Source organism: Mycobacterium sp. SVM_VP21, from assembly GCA_024758765.1.
In the GTDB taxonomy this organism is placed as follows: domain Bacteria; phylum Actinomycetota; class Actinomycetes; order Mycobacteriales; family Mycobacteriaceae; genus Mycobacterium; species Mycobacterium heraklionense_C.
On sequence record CP101406.1, the window covers coordinates 59,111 to 74,760 of the forward strand.

15 protein-coding genes and 2 tRNA genes are annotated in these 15,650 nt (G+C 66.0%); 10 read left to right on the plus strand and 7 right to left on the minus strand.

The annotated features are described in order from the left end of the window. The first annotated feature begins 135 nt into the window (after nt 1-135). From cofC to NM962_00320, 3 genes are read left to right on the plus strand one after another with little or no spacing between them, the layout of a single operon-like run. Entirely contained in the window at nt 136-816 is a 681-nt protein-coding gene (cofC, locus tag NM962_00310) for a 2-phospho-L-lactate guanylyltransferase (protein UVO12652.1), read from the plus strand. Then, a complete protein-coding gene (locus NM962_00315; protein ID UVO12653.1) occupies nt 806-3,013 on the plus strand; it encodes an RNA degradosome polyphosphate kinase in 2,208 nt (735 codons plus the stop codon). Before cofC ends, NM962_00315 begins: the two co-directional genes overlap by 11 nt. A gap of 49 nt (nt 3,014-3,062) precedes the next feature. Next, nucleotides 3,063-3,995 (plus strand): NUDIX hydrolase, encoded by a 933-nt coding sequence (locus NM962_00320; protein UVO12654.1) that lies wholly within the window; start codon nt 3,063-3,065, stop codon nt 3,993-3,995. A gap of 48 nt (nt 3,996-4,043) precedes the next feature. On the opposite strand, the gene NM962_00325 is transcribed toward NM962_00320, so the two are convergent. The 3 genes from NM962_00325 to leuC form a co-directional block, all read right to left on the minus strand. Then, the gene (locus NM962_00325; protein UVO12655.1) at nt 4,044-4,658 is read right to left on the minus strand and encodes an HU family DNA-binding protein; all 615 of its coding nucleotides are present in this window, start codon (nt 4,656-4,658) and stop codon (nt 4,044-4,046) included. Nucleotides 4,659-4,846: 188 nt separating this feature from the next. After that, the gene (gene leuD / locus NM962_00330; protein UVO12656.1) at nt 4,847-5,443 is read right to left on the minus strand and encodes a 3-isopropylmalate dehydratase small subunit; all 597 of its coding nucleotides are present in this window, start codon (nt 5,441-5,443) and stop codon (nt 4,847-4,849) included. 38 nt (nt 5,444-5,481) lie between these two features. Next, nucleotides 5,482-6,903 (minus strand): 3-isopropylmalate dehydratase large subunit, encoded by a 1,422-nt coding sequence (gene leuC, locus NM962_00335; protein ID UVO14923.1) that lies wholly within the window; start codon nt 6,901-6,903, stop codon nt 5,482-5,484. 52 nt (nt 6,904-6,955) lie between these two features. On the opposite strand from leuC, the gene NM962_00340 reads away from it, so the two are divergent. Together NM962_00340 and NM962_00345 are read left to right on the plus strand one after the other, a co-directional pair. Next, complete coding sequence (locus NM962_00340) at nt 6,956-7,657, plus strand: IclR family transcriptional regulator (GenBank protein ID UVO12657.1); 702 nt, start codon at nt 6,956-6,958, stop codon at nt 7,655-7,657. Nucleotides 7,658-7,698: 41 nt separating this feature from the next. Continuing rightward, nucleotides 7,699-8,199, plus strand: a complete 501-nt coding sequence (locus tag NM962_00345; protein ID UVO12658.1) for a PPOX class F420-dependent oxidoreductase — start codon at nt 7,699-7,701, stop codon at nt 8,197-8,199. Nucleotides 8,200-8,262: 63 nt separating this feature from the next. Here NM962_00345 and NM962_00350 read toward each other — a convergent pair. The 4 genes from NM962_00350 to NM962_00365 form a co-directional block, all read right to left on the minus strand. Then, nucleotides 8,263-8,335, minus strand: a tRNA-Glu gene (locus tag NM962_00350). A gap of 73 nt (nt 8,336-8,408) precedes the next feature. Further along, nucleotides 8,409-8,480, minus strand: a tRNA-Gln gene (locus tag NM962_00355). A 99-nt stretch (nt 8,481-8,579) separates the two neighbouring features. Continuing rightward, nucleotides 8,580-10,052 (minus strand): glutamate--tRNA ligase, encoded by a 1,473-nt coding sequence (gltX, locus tag NM962_00360; GenBank protein ID UVO12659.1) that lies wholly within the window; start codon nt 10,050-10,052, stop codon nt 8,580-8,582. Further along, on the minus strand, nt 10,049-10,861 hold the full coding sequence (locus tag NM962_00365) for a fumarylacetoacetate hydrolase family protein (protein UVO12660.1): 813 nt from the start codon (nt 10,859-10,861) through the stop codon (nt 10,049-10,051). Before NM962_00365 ends, gltX begins: the two co-directional genes overlap by 4 nt. Nucleotides 10,862-10,971: 110 nt before the next feature. Here NM962_00365 and NM962_00370 point away from each other — a divergent pair, with 110 nt between their 5' ends. From NM962_00370 to thpD, 5 genes are all read left to right on the plus strand, one after another. Next, on the plus strand, nt 10,972-12,228 hold the full coding sequence (locus NM962_00370) for an MFS transporter (protein UVO12661.1): 1,257 nt from the start codon (nt 10,972-10,974) through the stop codon (nt 12,226-12,228). A 92-nt stretch (nt 12,229-12,320) separates the two neighbouring features. After that, complete coding sequence (ectA, locus tag NM962_00375) at nt 12,321-12,878, plus strand: diaminobutyrate acetyltransferase (GenBank protein UVO12662.1); 558 nt, start codon at nt 12,321-12,323, stop codon at nt 12,876-12,878. A 188-nt stretch (nt 12,879-13,066) separates the two neighbouring features. Further along, nucleotides 13,067-14,344 (plus strand): diaminobutyrate--2-oxoglutarate transaminase, encoded by a 1,278-nt coding sequence (gene ectB, locus NM962_00380; GenBank protein ID UVO12663.1) that lies wholly within the window; start codon nt 13,067-13,069, stop codon nt 14,342-14,344. Continuing rightward, nucleotides 14,341-14,748, plus strand: a complete 408-nt coding sequence (locus NM962_00385) for an ectoine synthase (GenBank protein ID UVO12664.1) — start codon at nt 14,341-14,343, stop codon at nt 14,746-14,748. The genes ectB and NM962_00385 overlap by 4 nt, the downstream gene beginning before the upstream one ends. Further along, complete coding sequence (thpD, locus tag NM962_00390) at nt 14,745-15,647, plus strand: ectoine hydroxylase (protein ID UVO12665.1); 903 nt, start codon at nt 14,745-14,747, stop codon at nt 15,645-15,647. Before NM962_00385 ends, thpD begins: the two co-directional genes overlap by 4 nt. The last annotated feature ends 3 nt before the right edge of the window (nt 15,648-15,650 follow it).

Sequence of the window (15,650 nt, forward strand, 5' to 3'; positions counted from 1 at the left end):
AGCGGAGCCGGGCGAAGCGGGTCACCGCCATCGACCCAGCGGTGATCGCGAGCACGGCGGAGCCGGGCGAAGCGGGTCACCGCCATCGACCCAGCCCCGCGGAACGCCCAGCCCGGCGCTGGCAGGATGTGATGTGTGAACTCCGCACCGGCTGAGGTATCCGGCATCGGCCTGATCATTGCCGTCAAGCGGCTCAGCGTGGCCAAGACCAGGCTGGCCCCGGCGTTTCCCGCACCGCTGCGCGAAGCCGTGGTGCTGGCCATGCTGGTGGACACCATCAGCGCGGCGTCGGCCGCCCGCGGACTGGAACACATCACTGTGGTCACCCCCGATGAGGCCGCCGCTGCGGCCGCCGCCGAGCTGGGAGCCGAGGTGTTGGCGGACCCCACACCGGACGGTCACGCCGACCCGCTGAACAACGCGCTCGCCGCAGCCGAAGCCTCAGTGACCGAATCCATACCGAACATCGTTGTGCTGCAAGGTGATTTGCCTGCTTTACAATCCTACGAACTCGACGAGGCGATCGCCGCGGCACGGACCCACCAGCGCAGCTTCGTCGCTGACCGGCATGGGATGGGGACCGCGGCGCTCTTCGCGTTCGGCACTGCCCTGGATCCCCGATTCGGCCGGGATTCCTCGAAGCGGCACCGGCAATCAGGAGCGCTGGAGCTGACGGGCGCCTGGCCCGGCCTGCGCTGTGACATCGACACACCGGAAGATCTGGCGGTGGCGCGACGGCTCGGCGTCGGCACCGCAACGGCCCGTGCGCTTGCACATGCCAAGTCCGGTGGCAGCAGCACGCGGGATGAGCAATGATTTCGGAGTGGACGAAATCGAGGGCAGCGAACTCACTGAGACGCGTACCGACACGACTGACTGGCGTCCACACGACGCCGCTCCGACCGCCCCTCCCGCTGCCACCGAGACTCTTCCGGCCGGCGATGACGACGAACTGCCAGCGGACCGCTACCTCAACCGCGAACTGAGCTGGCTGGACTTCAACGCGCGAGTGCTGGCGCTGGCCGCCGACATCTCGTTGCCGCTGCTGGAGCGGGCCAAGTTCCTGGCGATCTTCGCCTCCAATCTCGACGAGTTCTACATGGTCCGAGTTGCCGGCCTCAAGCGCCGCGATGAGATGGGTCTGTCGGTGCGCTCGGCCGACGGTCTCACCCCACGTGAGCAACTGCGCCGCATCGGCGAACGGACCCAGCAGATCGCCACCAGCCACGCGCGGGTGTTCCTCGATTCGGTCCGTCCGGCGCTTGCCGCCGAAGGCATCCACGTCGTCACGTGGGCGGATCTTCTGCCGGCCGAGCGCGACCAGCTGTCGGTGTACTTCCACGAGCAGGTGTTCCCGGTGCTGACACCGCTGGCGGTGGACCCGGCGCACCCGTTCCCCTTTGTCAGCGGTCTCAGCTTGAACCTGGCCGTGACGGTCAAGCGCCCCGAGGACGGCGGCAGTCATTTCGCGCGGGTCAAGGTCCCCGACAACGTCGACCGTTTCGTCGAACTCGACGCCGGCGCCAGCGGAGGCGACGGCCGTGGCGAGGTCCGCTTCCTGCCGATGGAGGAGCTGATCGCGGCGTTCTTGCCGGTGCTGTTCCCCGGCATGGAAATCGTCGAGCATCACGCGTTCCGCATCACCCGCAACGCCGATTTCGAGGTCGAAGAGGACCGCGACGAAGACCTGTTGCAGGCCTTGGAGCGAGAGCTGGCGCGGCGCCGCTTCGGGTCGCCGGTGCGCCTCGAGGTCGCCGACGACATGACCGAGCACATGCTGGAGCTGCTGTTGCGGGAGCTCGACGTGGACCCCGGTGACGTCATCGAGGTGCCCGGCCTACTGGACCTGTCATCGCTGTGGCAGGTCTACGGCCAGGACCGGCCCGACCTCAAGGACCGCACCTTCGTCCCGGCCACCCACCCGGCGTTCGCCGAACGGGAAACCCCTAAAAGCATTTTCGCCACCCTGCGGGAAGGCGATGTGCTGGTACATCACCCCTACGACTCATTCGCCACCAGCGTGCAACGGTTTATCGAACAGGCAGCCGCCGACCCGGGCGTGCTGGCGATCAAGCAGACGCTCTACCGCACCTCCGGTGATTCGCCGATCGTCACCGCGCTGATCGACGCCGCCGAAGCCGGCAAGCAGGTGGTGGCACTCGTCGAGATCAAGGCCCGCTTCGACGAGCAGGCCAACATCAAGTGGGCCCGCAAGCTGGAGCAGGCCGGCGTGCACGTGGTGTACGGATTGATCGGACTGAAAACCCACTGCAAGGTCTGCCTCGTGGTGCGCCGCGAGGGCTCCACGATCCGGCGGTATTGCCATATCGGCACCGGGAACTACAACTCCAAGACCGCGCGCCTCTACGAAGATGTGGGACTGCTCACCGCCGACCCGGATATCGGCGCCGACCTGACCGACCTGTTCAATTCGTTGACCGGCTATTCGCGGAAAGTCGCCTACCGCAATCTATTGGTGGCCCCGCACGGTGTCCGGACCGGGATCATCGAACGCATCGAACGTGAGGTCTTGGCGCACCGCCACTCCGGTAACGGACGGATCCGGCTCAAGCTCAACTCACTGGTGGACGAGCAGGTGATCGACGCGCTCTACCGCGCCTCTCGCGCCGGTGTGCAAGTTGAGTTGTTCGTTCGCGGTATCTGCGCACTGCGGCCCGGGGTCGAGGGCTTCTCCGAAAACATCCTCGTCCGATCGATTCTCGGCCGATTCCTGGAGCACTCGCGCATCATCCACTTCCGCGCCATCGACGAATTCTGGATCGGCAGCGCCGACATGATGCACCGCAATCTGGACCGCCGGGTCGAAGTGATGGTTCAGGTGCGCAACCCGCGGCTGACCACACAGCTGGGCGATGTATTCGACTCCGCCATGGATCCGGCCACCCGCTGCTGGGAGCTCGGGCCCGACGGCCAGTGGACGGCGGAACCGCAAGCCGGCGCCACCGTGCGCGATCACCAGGCGTCCTTGATGGACCGACACCGCAATCCCTGACCCCCGGCCCACCGCCCAAGAAGCCCGAATTGACCTGCAGGAGTGCAAGGTGCTCGAAACGACAGTGTCGAATGGCTCCGGGACGGTAGACAAGGTCGTCCACGCCGCCGGCGCGGTGCTGTGGCGGACGCGGCGCAATGCCGTTGAGGTGGCGCTCATCCACCGCCCGCGCTACGACGACTGGTCATTGCCCAAGGGCAAGGTCGATCCCGGCGAGACCGAACCGGTGACAGCCGTGCGGGAGATCCTGGAGGAGACCGGCCAGCACGCACAGCTGGGCCGCCGGCTGGGGGCGGTCCGCTATCCGGTAACCCAGGGCGTCAAGAAAGTCCGGTACTGGGCTGCACAGGCGCTGGGTGGAGACTTCGTGCCCAACCACGAGGTCGACGATCTGGTCTGGCTGCCGGTCGATGCCGCGATGAAGGAACTGCAGTACGCCTATGACCGGAAGATACTGCGGCGGTTCGCCAAGCAGCCCGCCGACACCCAAACGGTGTTGATCGTGCGGCACGGTACCGCCGGGCGTCGGTCCCGGTTCTCCGGCGATGACCGCCAGCGGCCGCTGGACAAGAAGGGCCGCGCACAGGCCGAGGCGCTCACCGATCAGCTGCTGGCCTTCGGCGCGACCGCGGTGTACGCGGCCGACCGGGTGCGCTGCGAGCAGACGGTGGAGCCACTGGCCGCCGAACTCGGGGTGGCTGTGCACAACGAGCCGACGTTGACCGAGGAGTCCTACGCCGACAACCCGAAGCAGGGCCGTCGCCGGGTGATGGAGATCGCGAAATTGGGCGGGACACCGGTTATCTGTACCCAAGGCAAGGTGATTCCAGACCTGATCGCCTGGTGGTGTGACCGCGACGGCGTCAGCCCGGACAAGTCCCGCAATCGCAAGGGCAGCACGTGGGTGCTGTCACTGTCGGGTGGGCGGCTGATCGCCGCCGACCACATCGGTAGCCCGCTGGCTACCCAAGCACTGGTATGAACGACCGAGCGCCGCGGGGATAACCCCGCGGCGCTCGGCTATTCGTTGCTACTTGCGACCCTTGCGGGCCGGAGCCTTGGTGGCTTTCTTGGCCGGAGCCTTCTTCGCCACGGCCTTGGTGGCTGCCTTCTTGGCGACAACCTTCTTGGCCGGAGCCTTGGTCGCTGCCTTCTTCGCAACAACCTTCTTAGCCGGAGCCTTGGTCACGGCCTTCTTGGCCGGAGCCTTGGTCGCTGCCTTCTTCGCAACAACCTTCTTGGCCGGAGCCTTGGCCGCAGTCTTCTTGGCGGCGGCCTTGGTGGCCTTCTTGGCCGGCGCCTTCTTGGCCGGCGCAGCGGTGGCGCCAGCGCCGCGCTTGACGGCCAGACCCTCCGACGGGACACGCTGCGCGCCAGAAACAATCGCCTTGAACTGCGCACCGGGGCGGAATGCGGGGACGGACGTCGGCTTCACCTTGACCGTTTCACCGGTGCGGGGATTGCGGGCAACGCGCGCGGCGCGACGACGACGCTCGAAAACGCCGAACCCGGTGATGGTGACGCTCTCACCCTTGTGGACGGCGCGCACAATGGCATTGACGAAATGCTCGACGGCCTCGGTCGCCGACCGGCGGTCGGTGTCCAATTCCTTTGTGAGCACCTCGATGAGCTCTGCTTTGTTCATCCAATCCCTCCGAGACCAGTGGCCCTACTTGAGCCGACTAGAGCACACGGTAAACCCTGATACCACTGATATCCAAGAGCCACGCGCAATTTCAGACGAGATTATGGGCGAATTCGGCAATCCGGTTACCGCCCTTGGACGCTGACGAGAGCGTCGAAACCACCGGAATTAAGCTCCGGCGCAGGCCCTCAAGAAGCCGGCAGGGTGCGCGGTTTCCAGCTCGGGCGAGCAGCCTCGAATGAGTCGATCTCCTCGAGTTTCCGCAGCGTAAGGCCTATATCGTCGAGCCCTTCCGACAATCGCCAGGCGGTGTAGTCGTCAATCGTGAACGCCACCACCACCGTTCCGGCCGTGATATTCCGATCTTGAAGATTGACAGTGATTTCCAGCCCCGGGCTCTGCTCGATAACTTTCCACAGCAGTTCCACATCATCTTGAGCCACCTGGGCCGCCAGCAGGCCGGCCTTGCCGGCATTGCCGCGGAAGATGTCGGCGAATCGGGAGGAGATCACCACCCGGAACCCGTAGTCGAGCAGCGCCCACACCGCATGTTCCCGCGACGATCCGGTGCCGAAGTCCGGTCCGGCCACCAGGACCGAACCTTGGTCGAAAGGGCTGAGATTCAGCACGAAGGACGGATCGGTGCGCCACGTGGCGAACAGGCCGTCCTCAAATCCCGTCCGGGTGATCCGCTTCAAATAGACCGCGGGAATGATTTGGTCGGTGTCGACATTGGACCGCCGCAGCGGGACTCCGATTCCGGTATGAGTGCGGAAAGCTTCCATGACTAGGCTCCTTTTAATACCGTGGCGGTCAGTTCAAGTCAGTTCAAGTCCTGGGGGGCCGACAGCGTCCCACGGACGGCGGTGGCGGCGGCGACGACCGGAGACACCAGATGAGTGCGTCCGCCCTTGCCCTGCCGGCCCTCGAAATTGCGGTTGGACGTCGACGCGGACCGCTGCCCCGGCTCCAGCTGATCGGGGTTCATCCCCAGGCACATTGAGCAGCCGGGCTGGCGCCACTCGGCACCTGCCGCGGTGAAAACCTCCGCGAGGCCTTCGGCTTCGGCCTGATTGCGCACCCGCATCGAACCCGGCACCACCAGCATCCGCACACCCTCGGCGACCTGACGCCCGCGCAGCACATCCGCCACCGCGCGCAGGTCCTCGATGCGGCCGTTGGTGCACGACCCGACGAACACCGTGTCGACCGCGATCTCGCGCATCGGCGTGCCCGGCTGAAGGTCCATGTACGCCAACGCCTTCTCCGCGGCCCGCCGCTCAGCCTCGTCGTTGATCGACTCCGGGTCGGGCACATCGGCGCCCAGCGGGACGCCTTGACCGGGGTTGGTGCCCCAGGTCACGAACGGGGTCAGTGCGTCCGCGTCCAAATGGACCTCGGCGTCGAACACCGCACCGGGGTCGGTTCGCAGGCTGCTCCAATAGGCCACGGCGGCATCCCAGTCCGCACCGGTCGGCGCGTGCGGCCGGCCCCGCAGATACTCGTAGGTGGTCTCATCGGGGGCAACCATGCCGGCCCGGGCGCCGGCCTCAATGCTCATGTTGCAGATCGTCATCCGCGCCTCCATCGACAGCGCCTCAATGGCGCTGCCCCGGTATTCGATGACGTAGCCCTGGCCGCCGCCGGTGCCGATCTGAGCGATCACCGCCAAGATGATGTCCTTGGCGGTCACACCGTCGGCGAGTTTCCCGTCGACATTGACCGCCATTGTCTTGAACGGCTTCAGCGGCAGCGTCTGGGTGGCCAGCACGTGTTCGACCTCGGAAGTGCCGATTCCCATCGCCAGGGCACCGAACGCGCCGTGGGTGGAGGTGTGACTGTCGCCGCAGACCACCGTCGTGCCGGGCTGGGTGAGCCCCAGCTGCGGCCCGATGATGTGCACGATCCCCTGATCGATGTCGCCCATCGGGTGCAACCGGATACCGAACTCGGCGCAGTTGTGCCGCAGCGTCTCGACCTGAGTACGCGACACGGGGTCGGCGATCGGTTTGTCGATGTCGACCGTAGGCACGTTGTGGTCCTCGGTGGCGATGGTCAGATCCGGGCGCCGCACCGGACGACCGGCCAGTCGCAGCCCCTCGAAGGCCTGCGGACTGGTGACTTCATGGACCAGGTGCAGGTCGATGTAGATGAGGTCGGGTTCGGTCCCGCCGCCGGATACCACGACGTGGTCTGCCCAGACCTTCTCGGCCAGGGTGCGAGGCTGCTCGGTCTTGAACATCACTGCCATCCCCAAATCTGCACAGTCTCATATTTTGAGACGCTAGTATCTGTATATGGGACAGCATAGCGGCATCGGCGTTCTGGACAAAGCACTGGCGGTGCTCCACTCAATCGCCGAATCGCCGTGCGGGCTGGCCGAACTGTGCGACCGCACCGGCCTGCCCCGCGCCACCGCCCACCGGCTGGCCGCAGGCCTGGAGACCCACCGGCTGCTCGGGCGTGACAACGAGGGCCGCTGGCAGATCGGACCCGCGGTCAGCGAACTGGCCGCCCATGCCGACGATCCGCTTCGGGCGGCCGGCGCGACGGTGCTGCCGCGGCTGCGAGAGATCACCGGGGAGAGCGTGCAGCTGTATCGTCGCGAAGGCTCCGAAAGAGTCTGCGTTGCGGCACTGGAACCGCCTGCGGGGCTGCGAGACACGGTTCCGGTCGGCGCCCGGCTGCCGATGACCGCCGGTTCGGGTGCCAAAGTCTTGCTGGCCTACTCCGATGCAGCCGTGCAAGAGGAAGTGCTGGCGGAAGCCAAGTTCACCAGCCGCACCCTTGCGGAGATGCGCCGCCGGGGTTGGGCACAAAGCGTCGCCGAGCGCGAGCCCGGGGTAGCCAGCGTGTCAGCGCCGGTGCGCGATCACCGCGGCACGGTGGTGGCAGCGATCTCGGTGTCGGGCCCGATCGACCGGATGGGGCGTCGCCCGGGGGCGCGCTGGGCCGCCGACCTGCTCGCGGCGGCCGGCGACCTGACGGCCCGGCTGTAACCCGGGCGCGGGGCCCCCCGTCCGCCTGTCAGACTGCAGAGATGGGAACCAAACAGCGCGCACAGATCGTCATGACCGATGCCGAGGTCGCTGACTTCGTCAACGCTCACCGCACCGGAACACTGGCCACCATCGGGCCCGACGGCCAGCCCCACCTGACCGCGATGTGGTACGCGGTGCTCGACGGCGAGATCTGGCTCGAGACCAAGGCCAAGTCCCAGAAGGCGGTCAACCTGCGCCGCGATCCGCGGGTCACCTTCCTTCTGGAGGCCGGCCAGACGTACGACACACTGCGCGGGGCCGCGTTCGAGGGCGTCGCCGAGATCGTCGACGACCCCGAGACCATCTTCCGGGTGGGCGTCAGCGTCTGGGAGCGCTACACCGGTCCCTACAGCGACGAGATGAAGCCCGGCGTCGACGCGATGATGAACAACCGGGTGGCTGTGCGCATCGTCACACAACGCACCCGCTCCTGGGACCACCGCAAGCTCGGGTTGCCGGCCATGCCGCTGGCTGGTTCCACCGCTCCGAAGGGCAACTGAGCCCACTCGGACCTAGGTCATCGCAAAAGGCCCGCACCTTGACGGTGCGGGCCTTTTGCGATGTACCCCCGATGGGATTCGAACCCACGCTACCGCCGTGAGAGGGCGGCGTCCTAGGCCGCTAGACGACGGGGGCTAGAACATTTCCGGGTTGCCAGCATAGCTCAACCCGTACGGCCCGCCTAATCACTTGCAGCGGACCGCTTTTGCTGGGGTACCAGGACTCGAACCTAGAATGGCTGAACCAGAATCAGCTGTGTTGCCAATTACACCATACCCCATTGGCCGGCCATTACCGCTGGTCAGAGTGCCGGTGAGGCACTACTGGTCAGCCGTTCTTGGGCCGACGAGCAGACTACCAAACTTCTAGCGCGAAGTTGTCATCGCGCTTCCCCAACGCCGTCTCGGGCACTCCGCAGCCGGTCCAAACTGCGGTTTGAGCCCAACAGTTCCAGCGACTCGAACAGCGGCGGGCTGACCAATCCGCCGGAGACCCCGACCCGGATAGGGCCGAACGCCTTGCGTGGTTTGAGCCCCAGATCGTCCAGCAGCGCGGCCTTCAGCGCAGCCTCGATCTCGGCGGTGGTCCACTCCCCCACACCCTCCAGCGCCGCGATAGCCGCATCCAACACCGGAGCCGCGTCGGGGCCCAGCTCCTTGGCGGCGGCCCGCGGGTCCAGCTCGTAGTGAGCGTCGTTGAAGAACTTCAGCAGCGGCCATGCGTCGCCGAGCACCACGATGCGGGTCTGCACCAACGCCGCGGCGGCCGTGAAACCGGCGTCGTCCAGGCCGGTGTCATGACCGTGGGTGTCGAGGAAACTGCGCAATCGTGCGGTGAAGTCGTCCAGCTCGAGCAGCCGGATGTGCTCGGCGTTGAGCGCATCGGCCTTCTTCTGGTCGAACCGGGCCGGGTTGGAGTTGACGTCGACCACATCGAACGCGGCGACCATCTCGTCGAGACTGAACACGTCGCGGTCGTCGGCGATCGACCAGCCCAGCAGTGCCAGATAGTTCAACAGCCCCTCGGGGATGAAACCGCGGTCGCGATGCGCGAAAAGGTTCGACTGCGGGTCACGTTTGGACAGCTTCTTGGTGCCCTCACCCAAAACGGTTGGCAGATGGCCGAATTCCGGGATGCGATCAGCCACGCCGATGCGAATCAGGGCCTGATACAGCGCGATCTGGCGCGGTGTGGACGGCAACAGGTCCTCGCCGCGCAGCACGTGGGTGATCTTCATCATGGCGTCGTCGACCGGGTTGACCAACGTGTACAGCGGGTCCCCGTTGGCGCGGGTCAGCGCGAAATCGGGAACGGTGCCCGCGGGAAAGGATGTCTGACCGCGCACCAGGTCCGCCCAGCCGAGCTCGGTATCGGGCATCCGCAGCCGCACGACGGGCTTGCGGCCCTCGGCCAGAAAGCCGGCCCGCTGCTCGGCGGTCAGCTCGCGGTCGAAGTTGTCGTAACCCAGCTTGGGGTTGCGGCCGGCAGCGAGGTGGCGGGCCTCGACCTCCTCCGGGGTGGAGAACGCCTCGTAGGCCTCTCCCGCCGCCAGCAGCTGCGCCACCACATCACGGTGGATGTCGGCGCGCTGCGACTGCCGGTACGGGCCGTAGGGCCCGCCCACCTCGGGGCCCTCATCCCAGTCCAGATGCAGCCAGCGCAGCGCGTCCAGCAGCGCCAAATAGCTTTCCTCGCTATCGCGTTCGGCGTCGGTGTCCTCCACCCGAAAGACCATGGTTCCGCCGGTGTGGCGGGCGTAAGCCCAGTTGAACAGGGCGGTGCGGATCAGCCCGACGTGCGGCGTACCGGTCGGTGATGGGCAGAACCGGACACGAACACCAGATGTGGTCACGAGTTTCCTTTGTGGATAACGGGGTTGGACGCCTTCCGGATGACCGGATTGGACAGAGTGCCAATGCCTTCGATGGAGACCGACACGGTGTCACCATGCTCGATGGGGCCGACACCATCGGGGGTGCCGGTCAACAGGATGTCGCCGGGCAGCAGAGTCATCACCGCGGAGATCCACTCAACGATGGCGCCGACGTCGTGCATCATCAGCGAAGTCCGGCTGTCCTGCTTCACCACCCCATTGACCTCGGTGCGAATCGCTAGGTCAGCGGGGTCGAGGTCGGTGACGATCCACGGTCCGATCGGGCAGAAGGTGTCATGGCCTTTAGCCCGGGTCCACTGACCGTCGGACTGTTGCTGGTCACGGGCCGACACGTCGTTGCCGATGGTGTAGCCGAGGATATTGTCCTTGGCCCGCGCGGCCGGAACGTCCTTGCACGGACGCGAGATGACCACGGCCAGCTCGCCTTCGAAGTGCACGGGGGAAGCATTGGCGGGCAGCTGAATCGGCACGTTGGGCCCGATGATGGCGGTATTGGGCTTGAGGAACATCGTCGGGTTGACCGGTGGGGCGCCGCCCATTTCGGCGATATGGGCCGCGTAGTTCTTGCCGATACAGACCACCTTGCTGGCAAGGATCGGTGCCAGCAGGCGCACGTCGGCCAGCGGCCAGGACCGGCCGGTGAACTCCGGTGTCCCGAACGGGTGCTCGGCGATCTCGCGAGCGGTCATCTCGTGTGGCCGGTCCGGGTCTCCTTCAATACTGACGAAGGCGACCCCGTCCGGGCTGGCAATTCGGCCTAGTCGCATTTGCACAAGCCTAATGGCGATCACAAGCGCGACGGAGCCGGGCGCAATGGGTCGCCATCAATCGGCTCAGGTCACCTACCTGGTAGGTGGGCCTGTGGAAGCATGGTCGGATGTCCACCGAGCCGATCGGGAAAGCCGCTCGCTGGTCGGTCGTGGTCGTCGCCCTGATGGCCACGCTGTGTTCATTCGTCTTCATCAACGGCATCGCCTTCGTCATCCCAATGCTGGAGACCAAGAGGGAAACCAACCTGGCAATGGCCGGCCTGCTGGCCGCCATGCCCAGCTTCGGAATGGTGCTGACCCTGTTCGCCTGGGGAGCGCTGTTGGACCGTATCGGCGAACGGATCGTGTTGAGCGTGGGTTCCGCGTTGACCGCGCTGGCCACGTTCGCGGCGGCATCGATGCAGTCACTGGTCGGGGTCGGCGCTTTCCTTTTTCTCGGAGGTATGGCCGCCGCCAGTGCCAACAGCGCCAGCGGGCGGTTGGTGACCGGCTGGTTCCCGCCTCACCAGCGCGGACTGGTGATGGGTATCCGCCAGACCGCCCAACCGTTGGGCATCGCGTTGGGGGCCGAGGTGATTCCCGAGCTGGCTGAGCACGGACTGGCGCGGGCGCTGATGTTCCCGGCAACGCTGTGCGCCGTTGCGGCGGTGGCGTGTGCAATCGGTGTCGTCGATCCACCGCGCAGGCCACGGTCGGCGGCCTCCGGCAGCGAACTCGCCAGCCCTTACCGCGATTCAAAGGTGCTGTGGCGCATTCATGTGTCTTCGGCTCTGTTGATGGTTCCGCAGTGCGTGCTCGCCACGTACATGCTGGTGTGGCTGATCGTGGACACCGACTGGTCGATCGCCGCCGCGGGCGGTCTGGTGACGGTGTCGCAGTTGCTCGGCGCCGCGGGGCGAGTTGCAGCCGGTCGGTGGTCCGACCGCGTGCGCTCGCGGCTGCGGCCGATTCGCAGCCTCGCCGTCGCCGGGGCGCTGGCGATGCTGGCGTTGGGAACCGCCGACCATCTGCACTCCCGTCTCGCCGAAACCGCGATGGTCATCGCGGCGGTTATCACCGTGCTGGACAACGGATTGGCCTCGACAGCAGTCGCCGAAATCGCCGGCCCGTACTGGAGCGGTCGCGCGCTGGGCATCCAGAACACCACCCAGCGGCTGACCGCCGGCATCGCTCCCCCGCTCTTCGGTGCGCTGATCGGCGCCGCCGGCTACCCGGTGGCCTTCGCGCTGTGCGGACTGTTCCCCCTGGCCGCCCTGCGTTTGGTACCGGTGAACGCCGAGCCGGAAGGCCGCTCTGCGCTCGAAGCGCTGCGGACCCTCCGAGTGCCGCCCGGGCCGCCGCCCGATACGCCAGCGCAACCCTGAGCCTGCCGGCAAGTACCGTCGAAACGATGACGGCTACGGATCATGTCCGGCTTCGGACACCAACTGTGGCGGACGGCCGTGCCCTATGGCAGATGGCGGTCGACAGCGCCACTCTCGACGTCAATTCGCCTTACGCCTATCTGCTTTGGTGCCGCGATTTCGCCTCTACCTCGGTAGTTGCCGAGGTAGACGGAGGGCCCGGCGGTTCAGCGAGGCTCGACGCAGGAGAGGCGAAACTGGGACCGCCGCATAAACTCGGCGGTTCAGCGAGGCTCGACGCAGGAGAGGCGAAACTGGGACCGCCGCATGAACTCGGCGGCTTCGTCACCGGCTATCGGCGTCCCGAGCAGCCGCAGACCCTGATGGTCTGGCAAGTGGCGGTCAACGCCGCCCACCGGGGAGCCGGCCTGGCCGGCCGGATGCTCGATCACCTGGCGACCGCGCAGGTCACTCAGGGTGTTACGCATCTTGAGACCTCGATCACACCGGACAACGACGCCAGCCGACGGCTCTTCAGCGCCTTCGCCCGCCGATGGGACGCGCCACTGGAGTGTTCCGTGCTGTTCGGAGCGGACTTGTTCGCCGAATCTCATCTGGCAGAGGAACTGTTTCGCATCGGACCGCTTCGGGTACACCCACGTCGCCAGTGACGGCGTGGCAAGGTTGAGATCACGAAATGGTCTCGGTAAGGTCACGGGCGCGCAAACGTGAGCCCCGACAGACCTAGTGCGGGGGCATACGAGCGGGGTGGTGGGTCGAGCCGAGATCACCCGCGGCACGAGTTTGATGTCGACCTGTCGTTCCGTTCCGTTGTATGTGACCGACGGACGGAGGAACTATGACGATTTTCGAAACCCTGGAATCCGAAGTACGAAGTTATTGCCGGTCGTGGCCGGTGACGTTCGACCGGGCCAGCGGCTCCCGGATGTGGGACGTCAACGGCAAGGAATACCTGGACTTCTTTGCCGGCGCCGGAGCGCTCAACTACGGCCACAACCACCCCGATCTGAGGGCGCCGCTGCTGGAGTACCTGAGCTCGGATCGAGTGGTGCACAGCCTCGACATGAACACCGTCGCGAAGGCCGAGTTCTTGGAGCGCTTCAGCGACGTGATTCTCAAGCCTCGCGGACTCGACTACAAGGTGCAGTTTCCGGGCCCCACCGGGACCAACGCGGTGGAATCGGCGCTGAAACTGGTGCGCAAGGTCACCGGACGCGAGAGCATCATCAGCTTTACCAACGCTTTTCACGGCATGACGCTGGGTTCGCTGAGTGTCACCGGCAACTCGATGAAGCGCGGCGGTGCCGGGATTCCGCTGGTGCACGCCACCCCGATGCCTTATGACAACTACCTTCACGGCGCTACCCCCGACTTCATCTGGTTCGAGCGACTGCTGCAGGACAGCGGCAGCGGCCTGAACGACCCGGCAGGGGTGATCGTCGAGACTGTTCAGGGCGAAGGCGGAATCAATGTGGCCCGCCTGGAATGGTTGCGCGGCCTATCCGACCTGTGCAAGCGCCACAACCTGCTGCTGATCGTCGATGACGTCCAGATGGGCTGTGGGCGCACCGGGCCGTTCTTCAGCTTCGAGGCGGCTGGCATCGTTCCCGACATTGTCTGCCTGTCCAAGTCGATCAGCGGGTACGGGCTCCCGATGGCATTGACGCTGCTCAAGCCCGAACTGGACGTGTGGGAGCCGGGCGAGCACAACGGCACATTCCGCGGCCAGAACCCGTCGTTCGTGACCGCCGCTGCCGCGCTGAACTTCTGGACCGACAACCGCCTGGAGAAGTCCGTTTTGCGTAAGGGCGAACTGATCGAACAGGCGCTGACCGAAGTGGTGGACCCGATTCCCGGCGTCAGCACCCGGGGCCGTGGGCTGATCCGCGGCGTGGCCTTCGAACGCCCCGAGCTGGCAGGAGCGGTATGCCGCGAAGCCTTCGAGCGAGGCCTGCTGCTGGAGACCTCTGGTCCTGAAAGCGAAGTCGTAAAACTGATGCCGCCCTTGGTCATTGACGATGACGACCTGGCCGAAGGTCTGATGATCGCCGCCAAGTCGATCGAAGCCGTCGCCGCCCGCGAACTCACCGCAACCACCTCAGGAGTCAGCCGATGATCGTCCGTACCCTCGCCGAGATCAAGGGCACAGACCGCGACGTCCAGTCCAAGACGTGGAACAGCCAGCGGCTGTTGCTGGCCCGCGACGGACAGCGGTTCTCGATGCACGAGACGTGCCTGTACGCAGGAACTGAAACGTCGATGTGGTACGCCAACCACGTTGAGGCGGTGTACTGCGTCGGCGGCGAAGGCGAGCTGATCAACGACGAAACCGGCGAGGTGCACCCGCTGCACGACGGCACGCTGTACCTGCTCGACGGCCACGAGCACCACCGGGTCATCGCCCACACCGACCTGCGCATGGTGTGCGTGTTCGACCCGCCGGTCACCGGTCAGGAGGTGCACGACGACACCGGCGCGTATCCCCTGCTCACTGAACAACCACAGGAGACCGCATCGTGACTCCTCCTCTGGCCGAAACCCTCACCGACCGCTACCCCACGCGCAATAACGTCACGATCGGTATCGAACCCCGGCACGACCCGGTGGTCTGGACTGCCGAAGTCAACGGCGGCCCGTTGAGCCCGGACCGTGTCGCGCAGTTCGACGCCGACGGATTTCTGGCCGTCCAAACCCTGGTGGACACCGACGTGGTGGAGGACCTGCGTGACGAACTGGACCGCCTGCGGGCGGACGCCGCGCTGGCCGCCGACGAGCGTTCGATCTGCGAGCGCGACAGCGGCCAGATCCGGTCCATCTTCGAGGTGCACCGGATCAGCCCGGCGTTCGCTGCGCTGGTCGCCGACCCGCGCCTGGTAGGACCGGCCCGTCAGTTGCTCGGATCCGATGTCTACGTGCACCAGAGCCGGGTCAACTTCAAGCCGGGATTCAATGGCCGAGAGTTCTACTGGCACTCCGATTTCGAGACCTGGCACGCCGAAGACGGCATGCCCACCCCGCGCGCGGTCAGCGTCTCGGTGGCCCTGACCGAGAACCTGGACAGCAACGGATCGCTGATGATCATGCCCGGCTCGCACCGTTGGTTCGTGTCTTGCCCGGGCCAGACCCCGCCGGATCACTACCGCTCGTCGCTCAAGCAGCAGGAGATCGGCACGCCCGACGACGCGAGCCTGACCTGGTTGGCCGATCAGCACGGGATTCGTCAGATCACCGGCCCGGCCGGGTCCGCGGTGTTCTTCGACAGCAACTGCATGCACGGCTCGAGCAGCAACATCACGCCGTATGCGCGCTCGAACGTCTTCATTGTCTACAACAGCGTGGAGAACGCTCTGGTGGAGCCGTTCGGCGCTGCCGTTCCGCGACCGACATTCATCGCCAGCCGCGTCTTCGACCCGGTCTAGACC

Excerpts from the sequence above, each read along its gene's own strand:
- NM962_00315 (UVO12653.1), top strand. The coding sequence starts at position 806 with ATGAGCAATGATTTCGGAGTGGACGAAATCGAGGGCAGCGAACTCACT.
- NM962_00325 (UVO12655.1), bottom strand. The coding sequence starts at position 4,658 with ATGAACAAAGCAGAGCTCATCGAGGTGCTCACAAAGGAATTGGACACC.
- leuD (UVO12656.1), bottom strand. The coding sequence starts at position 5,443 with ATGGAAGCTTTCCGCACTCATACCGGAATCGGAGTCCCGCTGCGGCGG.
- NM962_00340 (UVO12657.1), top strand. The coding sequence starts at position 6,956 with ATGGGACAGCATAGCGGCATCGGCGTTCTGGACAAAGCACTGGCGGTG.
- NM962_00345 (UVO12658.1), top strand. The coding sequence starts at position 7,699 with ATGGGAACCAAACAGCGCGCACAGATCGTCATGACCGATGCCGAGGTC.
- NM962_00365 (UVO12660.1), bottom strand. The coding sequence starts at position 10,861 with ATGCGACTAGGCCGAATTGCCAGCCCGGACGGGGTCGCCTTCGTCAGT.
- NM962_00370 (UVO12661.1), top strand. The coding sequence starts at position 10,972 with ATGTCCACCGAGCCGATCGGGAAAGCCGCTCGCTGGTCGGTCGTGGTC.
- ectA (UVO12662.1), top strand. The coding sequence starts at position 12,321 with ATGGCGGTCGACAGCGCCACTCTCGACGTCAATTCGCCTTACGCCTAT.
- ectB (UVO12663.1), top strand. The coding sequence starts at position 13,067 with ATGACGATTTTCGAAACCCTGGAATCCGAAGTACGAAGTTATTGCCGG.
- NM962_00385 (UVO12664.1), top strand. The coding sequence starts at position 14,341 with ATGATCGTCCGTACCCTCGCCGAGATCAAGGGCACAGACCGCGACGTC.